Source organism: Corynebacterium sp. NML120713, assembly GCF_001875735.1.
Taxonomy (GTDB): Bacteria; Actinomycetota; Actinomycetes; order Mycobacteriales; family Mycobacteriaceae; genus Corynebacterium; species Corynebacterium pseudogenitalium.
The window spans coordinates 285,256-300,986 of record NZ_MLCR01000010.1; the positions used below are offsets into that span (position 1 = coordinate 285,256).

General features: G+C 61.9%; 14 protein-coding genes and 5 tRNA genes. 10 read left to right on the top strand and 9 right to left on the bottom strand.

Annotated elements, in window-relative coordinates; all coding sequences use genetic code 11:
* Window positions 1–13: 13 nt before the first annotated feature.
* The gene (gene pstB / locus BJP06_RS05820; RefSeq protein WP_070361951.1) at window positions 14–787 is read left to right on the top strand and encodes a phosphate ABC transporter ATP-binding protein PstB; all 774 of its coding nucleotides are present in this window, start codon (window positions 14–16) and stop codon (window positions 785–787) included.
* A gap of 3 nt (window positions 788–790) precedes the next feature.
* On the opposite strand, the gene BJP06_RS05825 is transcribed toward pstB, so the two are convergent.
* Together BJP06_RS05825 and dusB are read right to left on the bottom strand one after the other, a co-directional pair.
* On the bottom strand, window positions 791–1,519 hold the full coding sequence (locus BJP06_RS05825) for a PhoU domain-containing protein (protein WP_070363440.1): 729 nt from the start codon (window positions 1,517–1,519) through the stop codon (window positions 791–793).
* A gap of 43 nt (window positions 1,520–1,562) precedes the next feature.
* Window positions 1,563–2,714, bottom strand: a complete 1,152-nt coding sequence (gene dusB, locus BJP06_RS05830) for a tRNA dihydrouridine synthase DusB (RefSeq protein WP_071573155.1) — start codon at window positions 2,712–2,714, stop codon at window positions 1,563–1,565.
* Window positions 2,715–2,912: 198 nt separating this feature from the next.
* On the opposite strand from dusB, the gene BJP06_RS05835 reads away from it, so the two are divergent.
* Window positions 2,913–4,415 (top strand): acetyl-CoA hydrolase/transferase family protein, encoded by a 1,503-nt coding sequence (locus BJP06_RS05835; RefSeq protein WP_070361953.1) that lies wholly within the window; start codon window positions 2,913–2,915, stop codon window positions 4,413–4,415.
* A gap of 6 nt (window positions 4,416–4,421) precedes the next feature.
* On the opposite strand, the gene cydC is transcribed toward BJP06_RS05835, so the two are convergent.
* Genes cydC through BJP06_RS05855 form a run of 4 tightly spaced genes read right to left on the bottom strand, consistent with a single transcriptional unit; the run spans window position 4,422 to window position 10,087 of the window.
* On the bottom strand, window positions 4,422–5,984 hold the full coding sequence (gene cydC / locus BJP06_RS05840; protein WP_071573156.1) for a thiol reductant ABC exporter subunit CydC: 1,563 nt from the start codon (window positions 5,982–5,984) through the stop codon (window positions 4,422–4,424).
* On the bottom strand, window positions 5,981–7,513 hold the full coding sequence (locus BJP06_RS05845; RefSeq protein WP_071573157.1) for an ABC transporter ATP-binding protein/permease: 1,533 nt from the start codon (window positions 7,511–7,513) through the stop codon (window positions 5,981–5,983). Before BJP06_RS05845 ends, cydC begins: the two co-directional genes overlap by 4 nt.
* 3 nt (window positions 7,514–7,516) lie before the next feature.
* Window positions 7,517–8,521: a cytochrome d ubiquinol oxidase subunit II gene (gene cydB, locus BJP06_RS05850; RefSeq protein ID WP_071573158.1), complete on the bottom strand. Its 1,005-nt coding sequence runs from the start codon at window positions 8,519–8,521 to the stop codon at window positions 7,517–7,519.
* Between the two features lie 3 nt (window positions 8,522–8,524).
* A complete protein-coding gene (locus BJP06_RS05855; RefSeq protein ID WP_070361957.1) occupies window positions 8,525–10,087 on the bottom strand; it encodes a cytochrome ubiquinol oxidase subunit I in 1,563 nt (520 codons plus the stop codon).
* A gap of 181 nt (window positions 10,088–10,268) precedes the next feature.
* On the opposite strand from BJP06_RS05855, the gene BJP06_RS05860 reads away from it, so the two are divergent.
* The 6 genes from BJP06_RS05860 (at window position 10,269) to BJP06_RS05885 (ending at window position 11,392) form a co-directional block, all read left to right on the top strand.
* Window positions 10,269–10,341 (top strand) — tRNA-Lys (locus tag BJP06_RS05860).
* A 150-nt stretch (window positions 10,342–10,491) separates the two neighbouring features.
* Window positions 10,492–10,564 (top strand) — tRNA-Glu (locus tag BJP06_RS05865).
* Window positions 10,565–10,597: 33 nt separating this feature from the next.
* Window positions 10,598–10,674: transfer RNA gene (locus BJP06_RS05870), tRNA-Asp, on the top strand.
* Window positions 10,675–10,860: 186 nt separating this feature from the next.
* Window positions 10,861–10,934: transfer RNA gene (locus BJP06_RS05875), tRNA-Asp, on the top strand.
* A 22-nt stretch (window positions 10,935–10,956) separates the two neighbouring features.
* Window positions 10,957–11,029 (top strand) — tRNA-Phe (locus BJP06_RS05880).
* A gap of 66 nt (window positions 11,030–11,095) precedes the next feature.
* Entirely contained in the window at window positions 11,096–11,392 is a 297-nt protein-coding gene (locus BJP06_RS05885) for a GNAT family N-acetyltransferase (protein ID WP_070361958.1), read from the top strand.
* A 6-nt stretch (window positions 11,393–11,398) separates the two neighbouring features.
* On the opposite strand, the gene epsC is transcribed toward BJP06_RS05885, so the two are convergent.
* Entirely contained in the window at window positions 11,399–11,998 is a 600-nt protein-coding gene (gene epsC, locus BJP06_RS05890; RefSeq protein ID WP_071573159.1) for a serine O-acetyltransferase EpsC, read from the bottom strand.
* A gap of 51 nt (window positions 11,999–12,049) precedes the next feature.
* Window positions 12,050–12,985, bottom strand: a complete 936-nt coding sequence (gene cysK, locus BJP06_RS05895) for a cysteine synthase A (RefSeq protein ID WP_070361960.1) — start codon at window positions 12,983–12,985, stop codon at window positions 12,050–12,052.
* A gap of 261 nt (window positions 12,986–13,246) precedes the next feature.
* On the opposite strand from cysK, the gene ramA reads away from it, so the two are divergent.
* Together ramA and murA are read left to right on the top strand one after the other, a co-directional pair.
* Window positions 13,247–14,089 carry an acetate metabolism transcriptional regulator RamA gene (gene ramA, locus BJP06_RS05900; protein ID WP_070478053.1) on the top strand — a complete coding sequence of 281 codons (843 nt, stop codon included), beginning with the start codon at window positions 13,247–13,249 and terminating at the stop codon, window positions 14,087–14,089.
* 24 nt (window positions 14,090–14,113) lie between these two features.
* A complete protein-coding gene (gene murA / locus BJP06_RS05905; RefSeq protein ID WP_070361962.1) occupies window positions 14,114–15,370 on the top strand; it encodes a UDP-N-acetylglucosamine 1-carboxyvinyltransferase in 1,257 nt (418 codons plus the stop codon).
* Window positions 15,371–15,475: 105 nt separating this feature from the next.
* Here the strand turns inward: murA and BJP06_RS12205 are convergent.
* On the bottom strand, window positions 15,476–15,731 hold a 256-nt coding region (locus BJP06_RS12205), incomplete at its 5' end, for a hypothetical protein (protein ID WP_218161316.1).

Sequence of the window (15,731 nt, forward strand, 5' to 3'; positions counted from 1 at the left end):
GATTACGTGCAATATGTCGAAGCTTCAGATGCGTGACGTCAACATTTACTACGGTGATTTTCACGCGGTGCAGGACGTCACCATGGAGATTCCCGCGCAGGCAGTCACTGCGTTCATCGGCCCTTCGGGCTGTGGCAAGTCAACCGTGCTGCGCACGCTCAACCGCATGCACGAGGTGATCCCGGGCGCCTCCGTGCAGGGCGAGATTATTCTGGACGGCCACAATATTTACGGCAAGGACGTGGACCCGGTGTCGGTGCGAAGCACCGTCGGCATGGTGTTCCAGAAGGCCAACCCGTTCCCGACGATGTCCATCGAGGACAACGTCGTGGCGGGCCTGCGCTTGGCAGGGGTGAAGAACAAGAAGGAGCTCAAGGACGTCGCGGAGCGCTCCCTGCGCGCGGCGAACCTGTGGGACGAGGTCAAGGACCGCCTGGACAAGCCGGGTGGTGGCCTTTCAGGTGGTCAGCAGCAGCGCCTCTGCATCGCGAGAGCCATCGCGGTGCGCCCCGAGGTCTTGCTTATGGACGAGCCCTGCTCCGCCCTCGACCCGATCTCGACCCTGGCCGTGGAGGAACTCATCCACGAGTTGAAGGAGAACTACACCATCGTGATCGTGACACACAACATGCAGCAGGCCGCGCGTGTGTCCGACAAGACGGCGTTCTTCTCCCTGGAAGCAACCGGTAAGCCTGGCCAGCTCATCGAGTTCGACGACACCACCACGATCTTCGAGAACCCGTCACGGCAGGAAACCGAAGACTACATCGCTGGCCGCTTCGGCTAGCCGCTACTTCTTGGCTCTGAACCGCCGCTCGATTGCCGCCAGCTTCGAGTGGCGGTCAAACGCGTCCTCGTCGCGCTGCTTCATGTACTCCTTCGGGTTTAGGCCCGTGACCAGGAAGACGACGCGTCCTGCGACGTTCACGCAGCGGTCCGCGTAGCGCTCGTAGTAGCGGGAGACGAGCGCCACGTCGACGGCCTCCCGCGCAGAGTGTTCCCAGGAGTCAGACGTTGTGATGGCGTTGAGGTAGTCGTGGAGGTCGTCGACACCTTCGTCGATTGCGTTGAGCTCAACGGCGACGTCCGCGTCAGGGTCGAGCAGCAGGTCGTGTGTGATGTTGACCATTTCGTCCACGCGGGCGGCCATCTCAGCGATCGGGGCGTGCTCCGTGTTCGGCAACACGGGGAAGGGGTGGCGCAGCCGCGCCAGCTTCGCAATGTGCTTCGCCATCGCGCCCATCCGCGAGAAGTTCTCCACGATATAGATAGAGGACAGCACCTGGCGCAGGTCTCCCGCCACCGGGTTCTCCAGCGCGAGCAGGCTCATGCTGCGCTCCTCGCAGCGCAGCTTCAGCTCCTTGAGCGGGTCAGAGGCGTTGAGGGCATGCTCGGCGTCCTCGAGTGACTGCTCCAGCAGCGCGGTGGACGCCAGCTGCATGACCTCGCGCACGGTGTCGCACATCTGCAACAGGTCGCGGTTGAAGGCTTCGAGGTGTTCACGGTAGGCGGTACGCATGCCCGCCATAGTAATAGGTACGGCCTGATCAACGAGGCAAGGCTTAGCCGCCGTTGTTCTCGATCTCCGCGCCCTCCGGCACGGTGGCGTCCTCCGGATCGTCGAGCCAGCCCTCAGGCAGCGCAACCTTGGAGGAGGAACCCTGGCGGCCGCGGGCGTCGTCGGCGTGCTCGGCGAGTTCTTCGGAGTCCGCGATGGTCTCCAACAACGCCCCGAGCTCATCGAGCGTTTCCACCCGGGCCAGGTCCTTGCGGAATTCGCCGCCAACCGGGAATCCGCGTAGGTACCAGCCGGTGTGCTTGCGGATGTCGCGGCAGGCCTGCTGCTCACCGACGTGCTCCGCGAGCAGCTCCGCGTGGCGGGCGATGATGCCGCTGACGCGCCCGAGCGTCGGCTCCGGCGGGATAGGCTCCCCGCGCAGCTGCGCACCAATCTGGGCGAACAGCCACGGCCTGCCCAAGCACCCGCGGCCGACCTCCACGCCGTGGCAGCCGGTTTGCTCCATCATGTCGGTCGCATCTTTCGCCGCGAAGATGTCCCCGTTGCCGATCACCGGCAGCCCCGTGCCGCGCATGTGCTCAACCAGCCGGGCGATCTCGTCCCAGTGCGCCGCCCCGGAGTAGCGCTCCGCGGCAGTGCGCGCGTGCAGCGCCACGGCTGCCGCGCCCTCCTCGGCGGCGATGCGCCCGGCGTCCATGTGCGTGTGGTGGTCGTCGTCAATCCCGATGCGGAACTTCACCGTAATTGGCACCCCCGAACCTTCCGCCGCGCGGACAGCCGCGGCCACGATGTTGCCGTACAGCCTGCGCTTATACGGGATGGCCGACCCGCCGCCGCGCCGGGTGACCTTGGGCACCGGGCAACCGAAGTTCATGTCCACATGGTCGGCGATGTTTTCCTCGACGATCATGCGCACCGCCTCGTACGTGTAGGCGGGGTCCACGGTGTAGAGCTGCATGGAGCGCGGCTGCTCCACATCGGCGAAGCGGATCATCCTGAGCGTTTTCTCGTTGCGCTCGACCATCGCGCGGGCGGTGATCATCTCGCAGACGTACAGTCCGGAAGTGGTGCCGGTGAGCTCCTGCTCAATTTCACGGCACAGCACGCGGAACGGCATGTTGGTCACGCCGGCCATCGGCGCGAGGAGGACGGGGGAGTTCAGCTCCAGGCCGCCGATGCTCAGATGTGGGTTCATAGTGCCCCCATTGTTCCCGTCACTGCCTGCGCAGTCCAATTCGGATGTCCTTTTTGTTTGTCGACGCCCGCTTCGCCCGGTAGGGGGTATCCAGTGAGGGTGACCTTTCTGGATGTTTGCGTAGTTTTCTGCCGTAAGACCTAAGTCACAATTATGGTGGTGTGATATCTGAATCATCAACACGAAGTGAGGTTTTTAATGAGCGAGCGTATCGCGAGTGACAAGCTGCGCGCCAAGGTCATGACTGCAGAGGAAGCTGCCCAGTTCGTGAACCACGGAGATAAGGTCGGTATCTCGGGATTCACCGGCGCTGGTTACCCGAAGGCAATGCCTGCTGCGATCGCAGCCAAGGCAACCGACGAGCACAACGCTGGCCGGGAGTACGCAATCGACCTGTTCACCGGCGCCTCGACGGCACCGGAGTGCGACGGCGTCCTGGCGGAAGCAAATGCGCTGCGCTACCGAATGCCGTACCAGTCTGACCCGCAGATGCGTAACAAGATCAACGCTGGAGAGATGAAGTTCCAGGACATCCACCTGTCCCACTCCGGCATGATGGTTGAGCAAGGTTTCTTCGGCGACGTGGACGTCGCGATCGTCGAGGCGGTCCGCATTACCGAGGAGGGCAACATCGTGCCTTCCTCGTCTGTCGGCAACTCTGTTGAGTACCTCAACGCGGCGAAGAAGATCATCATCGAGGTAAACGAGTGGCAGTCGCTCGACCTTGAAGGTATGCACGACATCTGGCTCGTGCCACCACTGCCGAACCGCATCCCGATCCCAATTACCAAGGCTGGCGACCGCATCGGTACCACCTACATCGAGATCGACCCGGAGAAGGTCGTCGCCGTCGTTAAGACCAACGCTGAGGACCGCAACGCGCCGTTCAAGGCTCCGGACGAGACCTCTGAGCGCATCGCCGCGAACTTCCTCGACTTCCTCGAGCACGAGGTGCGCCACGGCCGCCTCACCTACGACGGCTACGTTATGCAGTCCGGCGTGGGCAACGTGCCGAACGCCGTGATGGCCGGCCTGATGGACTCGAAGTTTGAGAACATCCAGGCGTACACCGAGGTTATCCAGGATGGCATGGTCGACCTTATCGACGCCGGCAAGATGTCCGTCGCATCCGCAACGTCCTTCTCGCTGTCCCCTGAGTACGCAGACAAGATGAACGCGGAAGCCAAGCGCTACCGCGAGTCCATCATCCTGCGCCCGCAGCAGATCTCGAACCACCCGGAGGTCATCCGTCGCACCGGCCTGATCGCCTCTAACGGCATGATTGAGGCGGACATCTACGGCAACGCGAACTCCACCCACATCAACGGTTCCCGCATCATGAACGCTCTGGGCGGCTCTGGCGACTTCACCCGCAACGCCTATATCTCCTCGTTCATCTCCCCGGCAACCGCGAAGGACGGAGCGATTTCCTCCATCGTCCCGATGGTCTCCCACGTGGACCACACCGAGCACGACGCGATGGTCTTCATCACCGAGTTCGGTGTAGCTGACCTGCGCGGCCTCGCTCCACGTGACCGTGTGGCCAAGATGATCGCGATTGCCCACCCCGACTACCGCCCACTGCTCGAGGAGTACGTGGAGCTGGCGTCGAAGAGCAAGTTCCAGCAGACGCCACACGATCTGCGTCACGCGTTCGACTTCCATACCCGCATCATGGAAACCGGCACGATGAAGAAGTAGCGCCAGCTACGACACCACGTCCGGGCCCGTCGGCGAGGCAGCAACCTCGATGCCGACGGGCCCGTCGACGTGTACGACCGCAATCACCGTGCGCTGCGGCAGCGCGCCGGGTAGCGGTTCGTGCAGCAGGACATCGAGGAGGTGCTCCGCGGCGTCGATCGAGAGGTGCTCGGTTGGCTCGTCCAGCAGCAGGATGGGGGCGTCGCTGACCAGCGCGCGTGCCAGCAACAGTCGGCGGCGCTGACCGGAGGACAGTGAGTTCGCGCCGTTATCGAGCATGAAGTCCAGGTCGAACTCGAAGCCGGTCGCCTCCAGCGCTTCGGCCATGCGGGCATCGCTGGCGTCGCCGTTGGCAACCAGCAGGTTCTCCCGCACCGTCGTGGCGAACACCCAGGCGTCCTCCGCGAACAGACGCGCACCCTCCGCGATGGCCGCCGTCCCGCCGGCGACGGGCAGCAGCCCAGCGAGCGTTTCCAGCATCGTGGTCTTGCCACAGCCGGACGGCCCGCGCACCAGCATCCGCTGGCCAGGGGCAAGCTCGAAGTCCCATGCTTGGTCGCCGTAGACGGTGCGCAGCGCCTCCGCCCGCACAGCAACCCCGTCCTCGGGGCGGGGCAGGGGAGCGGCGCTGCGCTTCGTGGCCTCGTCGGCGCGGTCCGCGACCTCGCGCAGGCGGTGCGCACTACGCTTCGCCTGATCGGCGTGCACCGCAGCCCCCGCGAGCGGGCCGTGCGCCTCAAAGGCCGCCAGCGGCAGCATTACCAGCATGCCCAGCCACACCGGGTTGCCCGTATACGTCTCGACGGCCAACCACGTAATCAGCAGCGCACAGATGCCCGTGGCCCACGCCTGGATTGCAGACGCGGTGGCCTCCGGGCGCGTGGACTGTGCCCACGCCTTGCTCGCATCCGCCGAGGCCTGCGCGGCCTGCTCGATCAGCGCGTCGCCCTTACCAGCGACGGCGTACTCCACCCTGTCGTGCAGCACCGAGTCGAGCAGCAGCGTGAAAGCGTTTTCTGCCTCGACCAGGAAGGTGTTGCGCGAAGCGCGCGTCGCTAAGTACGGGATGAGCAGGCCCGTGAGCGCGAACCCACCCGCCATGATTACCGCCGCCAGTGGGTACAGCAATGCCGCACCGGCGACCGCCACCACCGTGAGCACGATCGCTACGCCGCGGGGGATGAGCGTGCGCACGATGAAATCCGTCACGCGCTCCGTATCCGCCACCAGCAGCGCCTGCCCCTCACCACGACCCACACGGCCGGCGGCCGCCTGGGCGTCGTACATAGTGGCACGCAGCGTCGTCAGCGCACGCAGACCCAGCTTGTGCGCCACCAACCTGTCGAGGTAGCGGAACACCGCCCGCGAAATACCCAGCGCGCGCACAGCAGTCACCGCCACCGAGAGATCCAGCACCGGCGGCATCTCCCACGCGCGCGTAATCAGCCAGCCAGACAACACTGTCAGGCTCAGCGCCGCCAGCAACGTAATCGCCCCGGCGATGATTGGGCTGATCAGGTCACGGGGGCGCACCTGTGCGATGCGCAGCAAAAACTTCAAGTCACTCATACCTGTACCACCTGGTCCGCGGCGTCGAGAACCCGCTGGTCGTGGGAAGCAACCAGCACCGCCGCGCCACGCCGCGCCAGCTCACGCATCCTTCGGATGACCTCCTCGACGAGTTCGGGCGAGAGGTGCGCCGTCGGCTCGTCCAGCACGAACACGTCCGCATCTGCGGCGAAGGCACGCGCAATGCCGACACGCTGCCGCTGGCCTGCGGAAATGCCGTCCCCGTACGGGCCGACAGCATGTGCCTCGGACACGCCCACCAGGCCGACGTCCCCGCGCGCGCCAAACAGTGCCACGTTCGAGCCCACGGTCCCAGGCTCCATCGCCGGGGTCGCAGGCAGATATGTCACCTTCTTCTCGACGCCCACTTCACCCCCAACCATCGCATCCGGCAACTGGCCCAGCACTGCCAACAGCGTGGTGGACTTACCGGAACCATTTGCGCCAGTGAGCACCGTGACCTGTCCTCGCGGTGCATCAAACGTCAGACCGTCCGGGCGTACGCCGTCGCGCCCACGCACGCTCAGGTTGCGCACCCGCACACCGGGTTCCTCGGCGATGTAGGAGCCAGTGGTGGAGGAGGGGGCGTCGAGAAGCTCGAGGACGCGCTCGGCAGCGCTCAGGCCGTCGGCTGCGGCGTGGTAGCTTGCGCCGACCCTACGGATCGGTGCGAAGACCTCCGGGACGATGATGAGCACCGTCAGCCCGGCCAGCAGCGTGATCGAACCGGTCACCAGCCGCAGGCCGATGCTCACCGCGACCAACGCCACCGACAACGTCGCGATGAACTCCAAAGCGAACGAGGACAGAAACGCCAGGCGCAGCACTCCCATGGTGGAGTCCGCGTGTTTTTGGCCCGTTTGGCGGATCTGCTGCGCCGGCCGCTTCGTGGCGTGCAGAGCGCGCAGTGTCGGAGCACCTGCCAACAGGTCCGACAGTTGAGCACCCAGCCCAGCTGTGACCTCGAGTCGGCGCTTGGTGTGATCCGCCGTCAACTTGCCGATCAGCACCATAAACATCGGAATCAACGGCAGCGTAATCAGGCAAAACACGCCAGAGATCCAGTCGAAGTAGAAGATGACGGCGACCACGATTGGGGTGCCGATGGCCGTCGAAAAGAGGGCAGGGAGGAACTCCGTGAGATACGGGCGGAAGTCCGTAATGCCGCGCGTGAGCACATGGCGCCACGTCGCCGAATCCTGCTCCACCGCGCGCGGGTCCTGCTTCGCCAACGCCCGCAGCGCCTTCGTCCGCAAGTCCTCTACAACGCCGCCGACCGCATCGGCGGACCAGCGCTGCGCTACCCACGACAACACGCCGTGGGCCACAACAACGCCAGCAAGCGCCAACAGCAACGAGGCACGCGGAACCGCGCGCTCCGTCACCGCTGACGCTGCGACAATCCCAATCAAAATACCCCGGGCCACCAGCAGTAGCGTGTCTGCAGCTTGCGCAACGCCCGTGCGCACAATGAGTTGGCGCACGGGCGGAACGAGGCGAAGTAGCCGGGGGTCAATCGGCGAGGCCATAGCCTAGACCGACACCCTCTTCCGGAACGCCCAGTAGGTCCAAATCTGACCTGCCAGGACGATCGGGGTGAGGCACACAGCCGCCCACGTCATCACCTTCAAGGTGTACGGCGAGGAGGACGCGTTGCGGATATCCCAACCAGCGAACAGATCGCTTGTCGACGGCATCACGTCCGGGAACAGCGAGCCGAACAGGACAATCGCGCAGCAGATAATCGCGAACGCCGTCATCCAGAACGCCAAGCCGTCCTTGTTGCCAACAATCGCGACCACGGAGACAACCAGGCCAACTGCAGCGAGCACCAGCGGGATCCAGGTCCAGCCAGCGCCCAGCGTGAGCTGGATCCACAGCAGGTACGCTGCGCCAACCAGAATCGCCGGGCCAGCGATGAACTTCTTTGCAAACGCGTGCATCTCAGCACGCAGCGGATCGTGGGACTTAAACCCAAGGAACGTCGCACCGTGCAGCATGAACAGCAGCACGAACGCCACGCCGCCCAGCAGGCCGAGCGGGTTGAGCAGGCCAAGGAAGCCGTCATAGAAGGAGTCCAGGCGGCCCTGCTCGTTGAGTGGAACGCCCATCACGATGTTCGTGAAGCCAACGCCCCACAGCAGCGTAGGCAGGTAGGAGCCAAACGCCGTGCCGGCGTCGCAAAGCCTGCGCCACTTCAGCGTGTCCACCTTGACTCGCCACTCCAAGCTCACGCCGCGGACAATCAGGCCCATAAGGATGAGCACCAGCGGCAGGTAAAAGCCGGAGAACAGCGTGGCGTACCACTCAGGGAACGCCGCGAAAATCGCCGCGCCGCCCGTAATGAGCCACACCTCGTTGCCGTCCCAGATCGGGCCAATCGTCCTGATCGCAGCCGTGCGACGACGGTCGTTCTCGATTTCATCGCCCTTCATGAACGGCAACAACATGCCAACACCGAAGTCAAAGCCCTCCAACACGAAGTAGCCGGTGAAGAACACTCCGATGATCACAAACCAAAGCACTTGCAAGTCCATGATTTATAGCTCCTTGTTGTCCGCAGTGGTTGTGGTTGCGCCGGACTCCTGCGAAGACTTGAAGCTCAACGGCTCCAACTCGGTCTCGGCGTTCGGGCCATAGAGCACGTCCTTCAGGCGCTTGGAGTCGCCCTCGTGCAGTCCAGGCTGGTCCATGCCCTTGCGGACCTGACGCTGAATGAGCCATACCCACAGCACCGCACCGATGCCGTAGAGCACCGTGAACAGCACCATAGAGAGCAGCACCTGCCACGGCTGGTGGTCAGAAACACCGAAGTCCAGCAGCATGTGAATGTTCTGTTCCATCCCCGGGTGGTCCCCACCCTGGAACGCAGGGTTCGGATGGACGATCCACGGCTGACGGCCCATCTCAGTGAAGATCCAGCCCGAAATGTTCGACAGCCATGGAGCCGGCAGCGCCACCAGGCACAAGGTGCCCAGCCACTTCGCAGTAGGCACGCGCTTGCCGCGGGTTACCCACAGGCCTACCAGCGCCATCACGACGGAAACGACGATGAAGAAGATCATCATGCGGAAGGACCAGTACGTCACGAACAGGTTCGGGGTGTAGTTGCCCGGGCCGTACAGCGACTCGTAGTACTGCTGCAGATCCAGCACACCCTGCAGCTCAACGCCGGAAAGCTTGCCCTGTGCCAGGAACGGAAGCACAAATGGCAGGCCGATCAGCTGGGTTGCGGACTCGCAGTCGTTGTACGTCGAGATAGAAAGCACCGAGAAGTGCGGATCCAGCTCAGTGTGGCACAGTGCCTCTGCCGACGCCATCTTCATCGGTTGCTGCGTAAACATCAGTTTGGCCAGCTCGTCACCAGTCAGCGTGATGAGCACCGTCGCAGCGAGGATGACCCACGCACCGAAGCGGGTGCAGGAACGCCACACCGTCGCGGCATCCCCATCCGGATCGCCCTTGCGGGCCTCGCGGATCATCCACCAGCCAGCGACGCCGCACACCAAGGTGCCCGCGAGCATCCAAGCGCCGAACACCGCGTGCGGGAATGCCCACAGCACCGTCGGGTTCGTCAGCAACGCCTTGAAGGAAACCAGCTCAGCGCGGTTCGTCTCCGGGTTGAACACAGCGCCCACCGGGTGCTGCATGAACGAGTTTGCGGTAATAATCCAGAACGCCGAGATGTTCACGGCGATCGAAACAATCCAGATTGACGCAAGGTGTGCCCACTTCGGCAACCTGCCCCAACCGAAAATCCAGACGCCGAGGAAGACGGATTCAAAGAAGAATGCCGTCAGGCCCTCGAAGGCGAGCGGTGCACCAAACACGTCTCCCACGAACGAGGAGTATTCAGACCAGTTCAAGCCGAACTGGAACTCCTGGACGATGCCTGTGACAACGCCCATTGCGAAGTTAATGAGGAAGATGTTTCCGAAGAAACGGGTCGCGCGGTACCAGCGCTCGTCGCCAGTCTTGTGCCAGATGCTTTGCATGATCGCAACCATCGGCGCGAGTCCCATGGTCAGTGGGACGAAAAGGTAGTGATAGACCGTCGTAATGCCGAACTGCCACCTTGACAGATCGACTAAATCTAGCGGCATTGTGACTCCTTCAACGTAAACAACCAATAAAGGTTATGGTCATATATTTACCGTAGCAGGCACCGAAAACCCCTAACTTCCAGGGAGTATGACCATATATGGGGGTAGCGTCCTGAAGGGTCATTTCGGGGTGGGTTTACGATTTCGGCCCACCCTTGAGTTGTGCTAAGTTGTTGCGCACGGGCCTTTAGCTCAGTTGGTAGAGCTACGGACTTTTAATCCGCAGGTCGCGGGTTCGATCCCCGCAGGGCCCACATTCAGCGCCACGCACCCTTGGTTCGTGGCGCTTTTTGTTGGATGCAGAATGGCTTGAGTCGGCGCGCCCCTTGAAAACTTGCTATGTACTGGTGATTTGTGATGTTATTCTGCATCGGCTTATGATGGTCGAGCTGTTAACGCAGCGGGCCCCCATCGTCTAGAGGCCTAGGACTCCGCCCTTTCACGGCGGCAACACGGGTTCGAATCCCGTTGGGGGTACTTCAGCCGCAAGGTTGAAACGCAAAAACATATGGCCCTGTGGCGCAGTTGGTTAGCGCGCCGCCCTGTCACGGCGGAGGTCGCGGGTTCAAGTCCCGTCAGGGTCGCCATGTTTGAAGAGTCGGAACGGAAACGTTCCGGCTCTTTTTATTTTGTCCAACCTGCCTACATGAAGAGGTGAAGTGGCGTCGAAAAATATGGTTTGTGCTGGCGATTTGCTTGTGTTCGAGAGCTCTGTGTAAAGTATCGACTCGTGCAAGCGACCGTGTAGCGGCCGTGAGTACGAAATTGAATAAGGCCCTGTGGCGCAGTTGGTTAGCGCGCCGCCCTGTCACGGCGGAGGTCGCGGGTTCAAGTCCCGTCAGGGTCGCGAACAGCACTTGTGTTGTTCTGGCCAGATAGCTCAGTCGGTAGAGCACACGCCTGAAAAGTGTGGGGTCGCCAGTTCGATCCTGGCTCTGGCCACACTCCAACCCCTTCACTGCGGTGGAGGGGTTTTGTGTTTCTGTCCCCGAGGATTGGAGCGTTGATTTGTCGCAGCACGACGCAGTACAGCCCGAGCTGAAGAGGAATGACCAGGAGTCCCGCTACGAGATATTTGTCGACGGGCAATTGGCCGGGTTTGCCACGTACGCTGACGTCGACGGTGCGCGGGAGCTGCCACATACGGTGGTGGACCCGAAGTTCCGCGGCCAGGGCCTCTCGAAGCCGCTGATGCAGTTCGCGCTTGACGACGCCCGCTCCGAGGGTCTCAACGTTATTCCGACGTGCCCCGCTGTGGCGCGCTACATTGCGCAGAACCCGGAGTACGCGGACCTCGTCAAGTAGCGCGGATTAGATGACGTAGCTGCCCGGGTCGAAGTACTTGTCGGGGTCGACGAGGTGCTTTGTTTCGCACTCTTGGCGCTCCCTGACCTTGGCAGGAATGCCGACGGCGATGGAGTTCGCCGGGATCGATTTTGTGACGACGGCATTCGCCCCAACCGCTGTGTTGTCTCCGATTGTGATGGGGCCGAGGACCTTCGCCCCGGCACCGATGGTGACGTTGTTGCCGATGGTGGGGTGGCGCTTCGTCTGTGTAAGCACCTGTCCGCCGAGCGTTACGCCGTGGTAGAGCATGACGCCGTCGCCGATTTCGGTGGTCTCACCGATGACGATGCCCATGCCGTGGTCGATGAAGAAGCGTCGGCCGATGGTGGCGCCGGGGTGAATCTCAATACCGGTGAAGAACCGGTTGGCCTGGGCGAGCACACGCGCGGGCCCTTTCAGGTTGCGTTGCCACATCCAGTGGCACACGCGGTGAGTCCAAATGGCGTGGAGTCCGGAGTAGACGATGGCGTTCTCGAGGTCGCCTCGCGCCGCCGGGTCGTGGTCCCTCGCGTTGGCAAGGTCCTCGCGGATCATGTGAATCACGCGGATGGCCGTTTTGATCATGTGGCGATCCTATCAACGACCACCCGCGGGGTGGCGTCGTGCCCGTTGGGTCTAGTCGCGGATGTCTTCGTAGAGCACGGTGGAGACGTAGCGCTCGCCGAAGTCCGGAATGATCACGACGATCGTTTTGCCTTCGTTCTCGTCGCGGGCGGCGAGTTCGAGCGCCGCCTTGAGGTTTGCGCCCGCCGAGATGCCGCCGAGGACACCGTCCTTCAGCGCAAGTTCGCGTGAGGTGGCGACGGCGTCTTCGTTTGAGACTGTAATAATCTCGTCGATGACGTTGCGGTCGAACGTGCCAGGGATGAAGTTCGCACCGAGGCCCTGAATCTTGTGCGGGCCTGCCTCGCCGGTGGACAGCAGTGGGGAAGCAGCTGGCTCGACTGCGACGGCCTTGACGGATTCCTTCTGCTCTTTGAGGTACTTCGCGGAGCCAGAGATCGTGCCACCTGTGCCGACACCGGCAACCACAATGTCGACCTCCCCATCAGTGTCGTTCCAAATCTCGGGGCCGGTGGTCTCGTAGTGGACCTGCGGGTTGGCTTCATTTTCGAACTGGCTGGCCAGGATTGTGTTTTCCGTCGTCTCGACGATCTCGTTCGCCTTATCGACGGCCCCCTTCATGCCTGCCGCGCCTGGCGTCAATACGATCTCTGCCCCGTACGCGCGAAGGACCACGCGACGCTCCTGCGACATTGTCTCCGGCATGGTCAGGATGACTTTGTAGCCCTTCGCAGCGCCGGTGAGCGCGAGTGCGATGCCGGTGTTGCCCGATGTCGCTTCCACGATGGTGCCGCCTGGCTTCAGTTCGCCGGAGGCTTCCGCCGCGCGGACGATAGCGTCACCAATACGGTCCTTGACGGAATTTGCCGGGTTGTAAAACTCAAGTTTTGCTAGGACGCGTGCCTTGAGCCCGTCAGTGATGCCGTTGAGCTCTACGAGCGGCGTATTGCCGATGAGGTCCAATACTGACTTTGCGATCTTTGCCATGAAAATAACTCCTTTACCTGTATGTTTCGCTTACGTTGCGTTCTTGTTGCGCGATTATACACTCGCGACATGAACCAGCTAGTCTTTGTCAAATAGACCGATTTGTTCACCTACTTCCGGGGTTGTGTTTCTGTGAATGTGTGGCAAGTGCAAAGTTTGGCTACCCCCGAAAACGCGTTATGATGAAAGGGCTTTGAGTCAAGTTCGACAAGCAGTGTCCCTAAACAGGGGACACTCGAACGGGTGGAAAGCGAGAGATCATTGACCGACGCACAGTGCCTTAAGGAAGACGACGACGCCATCCGGGCAGCGTTGACCACGCTGAAAACCGCAACCGGTATCCCCGTAGCCATGTATGGCACCCTTCTGGCAGATAACCGTTTGCAGATCACGCAATGGATCGGACTACGCACTCCAGCTCTGCAGGAGCTTGTCATTGAGTCAGGTGCCGGTGTAGGTGGAAGGGTCGTCGCTACGCGCCGCGCGGTGGGTATTTCCGACTACACACGCGCGAATGTCATCTCCCACGAGTACGACAAGCAGATTCAAGACGAAGGCCTGCACTCCATCGTTGCAGTCCCGGTAATTACCCAGCGCGAGATCCGTGGCGTCCTTTACGTGGGTGTGCACTCGCCGGTGCGTTTGGGCGACAAGGTGATTGAAGAGGTTGCTATGACGGCTCGCTGTCTCGAGCAGGACCTCGCGGTCAATACCGCCCTGAGGCAGGGCGACGGCGCGCGCGCCGGACAGAAGACGGGTCGCGTTATGAACAGTGCGGAGTGGGAGCAGGTTCGCTCCACGCACTCGAAGCTGCGCATGCTGGCAAATCGTGTGGGCGATGAGAATCTTCGCAAGGAAATCGAGCAGCTGTGTGACCAGATGGTTTCCCCGGTGCGCGTGAAGCAGACGACGAAGCTTTCCGCTCGTGAACTCGACGTTCTTTCCTGTGTTGCGCTCGGCCATACCAATGTTGAAGCCGCGGCCGAGATGGGGATCGGTGCCGAGACGGTGAAGTCCTACCTCCGCAGCGTGATGCGCAAGCTTGGGGCACACACCCGCTACGAGGCCGTTAACGCAGCTCGTCGCATCGGGGCGTTGCCGTAACCGTTGTTGGGTACGCTGGGTTCCGTGAAAGAACGATTTTTAGTCTCTGGCGGTACCCGGCTTGAAGGCGTCGTAAAGGTAGACGGCGCCAAGAACAGCGTGTTGAAGCTCATGGCGGCAGCGCTGCTCGCCGAAGGTACAACAACGCTATTTAACTGCCCCGAAATTCTCGACGTCCCCCTCATGCGGGACGTCCTCGTCGGACTCGGCTGCTCCGTAGATATCGACGGCACCGTGGTCACCATCCACACTCCTGCCGAGGTTTCTCCCCACGCCGACTTCGAAGCCGTCCGGCAATTCCGCGCCTCCGTTGCGGTGCTTGGCCCGCTTGTCGCCCGCTGCGGCGAGGCGTATGTTGCCCTTCCTGGTGGCGACGCGATTGGGTCCCGACCTCTAGATATGCACCAGTCTGGCCTTGAGAAGCTCGGGGCGACGACGCACATTGAGCACGGAGCCGTTGTTGCCCGCGCCCAGCAGCTGCACGGCGCGGACATCGCGCTCGATTTCCCCTCGGTTGGTGCGACCGAGAACATCATTACCGCGGCAGTACTTGCTGAGGGGCGTACTACTCTCTCCAACGCGGCACGTGAACCGGAGATCGTCGACCTTTGCGACATGCTCCGGGCCATGGGGGCGAAGATCGAGGGTGCGGGAACGTCGACAATTGTTATCGATGGCGTCCAAAAGCTGGAGCCGACGCAACACACCGTGGTTGGCGACCGGATTGTTGCCGGAACCTGGGCTTACGCAGCTGCAATTACTCAGGGCGATATCACGGTATCCGGCATCGCCCCTGGTCACCTGCACCTTCCTTTGCAGAAGATCAAGCTGGCTGGCGCGCAAGTGGAGACTTACGACAACGGTTTCCGCGTACGCATGAACCAGCGTCCAAAGGCTGTCGACTACCAGACGCTGCCGTTCCCCGGCTTCCCGACAGACCTGCAACCGATGGCGATCGCACTTTCCGCGGTAGCCGACGGCGTTTCAGTCATTACGGAGAACGTCTTCGAAGCGCGCTTCCGATTTGTCGACGAAATGATGCGCCTCGGCGCTGACGCCAACATCGATGGCCACCATGTGGCTCTTCGTGGTGTTTCGACGCTCTCCTCCACGGATGTGTGGAGCTCCGACATTCGTGCGGGCGCGGGACTCGTCCTCGCTGGCCTTGTCGCGGAAGGGCAGACCACGGTGCACGATGTCTACCACATTGACCGTGGTTACCCGCGATTTGTGGAGCAGCTCAATGAACTCGGTGCGAAGGTGCAACGAGCAAACGATTAGAACGCTTAAAAACCGGTCCCTCCCAGGCGATTTGTGTTGTTTGTTGGTTCGTGGTTAAGTTATCCCTCGTTGCCGACGAGCGGCCTGGTCGCTTGGAGGGAATGATCAAAGTGAATAAAGTTGCTGCTTGTGGGCGGTTTTGAGTCTGGCTGGTTTGGTTGGATTTGACTTTGTGTTTACGGGTGTGTAACTTTGTTTCAGCTGCTTGACGCTGGCTCTGGTTGGGGTTGGTTGTTGGGTGTGCGGTTGTTGTTTGAGAACTCGATAGTGTGCCAATGTACTTTTTATTTTTTTGATTGCATTGACTTTTGGTTGCGTGCTGTGTGCCATGTTTTGGTGTGTGCCGGCGGTGATGCTTGAA

Excerpts from the sequence above, each read along its gene's own strand:
- BJP06_RS05855 (WP_070361957.1), bottom strand. The coding sequence starts at position 10,087 with ATGCCGCTAGATTTAGTCGATCTGTCAAGGTGGCAGTTCGGCATTACG.
- BJP06_RS05835 (WP_070361953.1), top strand. The coding sequence starts at position 2,913 with ATGAGCGAGCGTATCGCGAGTGACAAGCTGCGCGCCAAGGTCATGACT.
- cydC (WP_071573156.1), bottom strand. The coding sequence starts at position 5,984 with ATGAGTGACTTGAAGTTTTTGCTGCGCATCGCACAGGTGCGCCCCCGT.
- BJP06_RS05825 (WP_070363440.1), bottom strand. The coding sequence starts at position 1,519 with ATGCGTACCGCCTACCGTGAACACCTCGAAGCCTTCAACCGCGACCTG.
- BJP06_RS05845 (WP_071573157.1), bottom strand. The coding sequence starts at position 7,513 with ATGGCCTCGCCGATTGACCCCCGGCTACTTCGCCTCGTTCCGCCCGTG.
- epsC (WP_071573159.1), bottom strand. The coding sequence starts at position 11,998 with ATGATCAAAACGGCCATCCGCGTGATTCACATGATCCGCGAGGACCTT.
- cydB (WP_071573158.1), bottom strand. The coding sequence starts at position 8,521 with ATGGACTTGCAAGTGCTTTGGTTTGTGATCATCGGAGTGTTCTTCACC.
- cysK (WP_070361960.1), bottom strand. The coding sequence starts at position 12,985 with ATGGCAAAGATCGCAAAGTCAGTATTGGACCTCATCGGCAATACGCCG.
- dusB (WP_071573155.1), bottom strand. The coding sequence starts at position 2,714 with ATGAACCCACATCTGAGCATCGGCGGCCTGGAGCTGAACTCCCCCGTC.
- pstB (WP_070361951.1), top strand. The coding sequence starts at position 14 with ATGTCGAAGCTTCAGATGCGTGACGTCAACATTTACTACGGTGATTTT.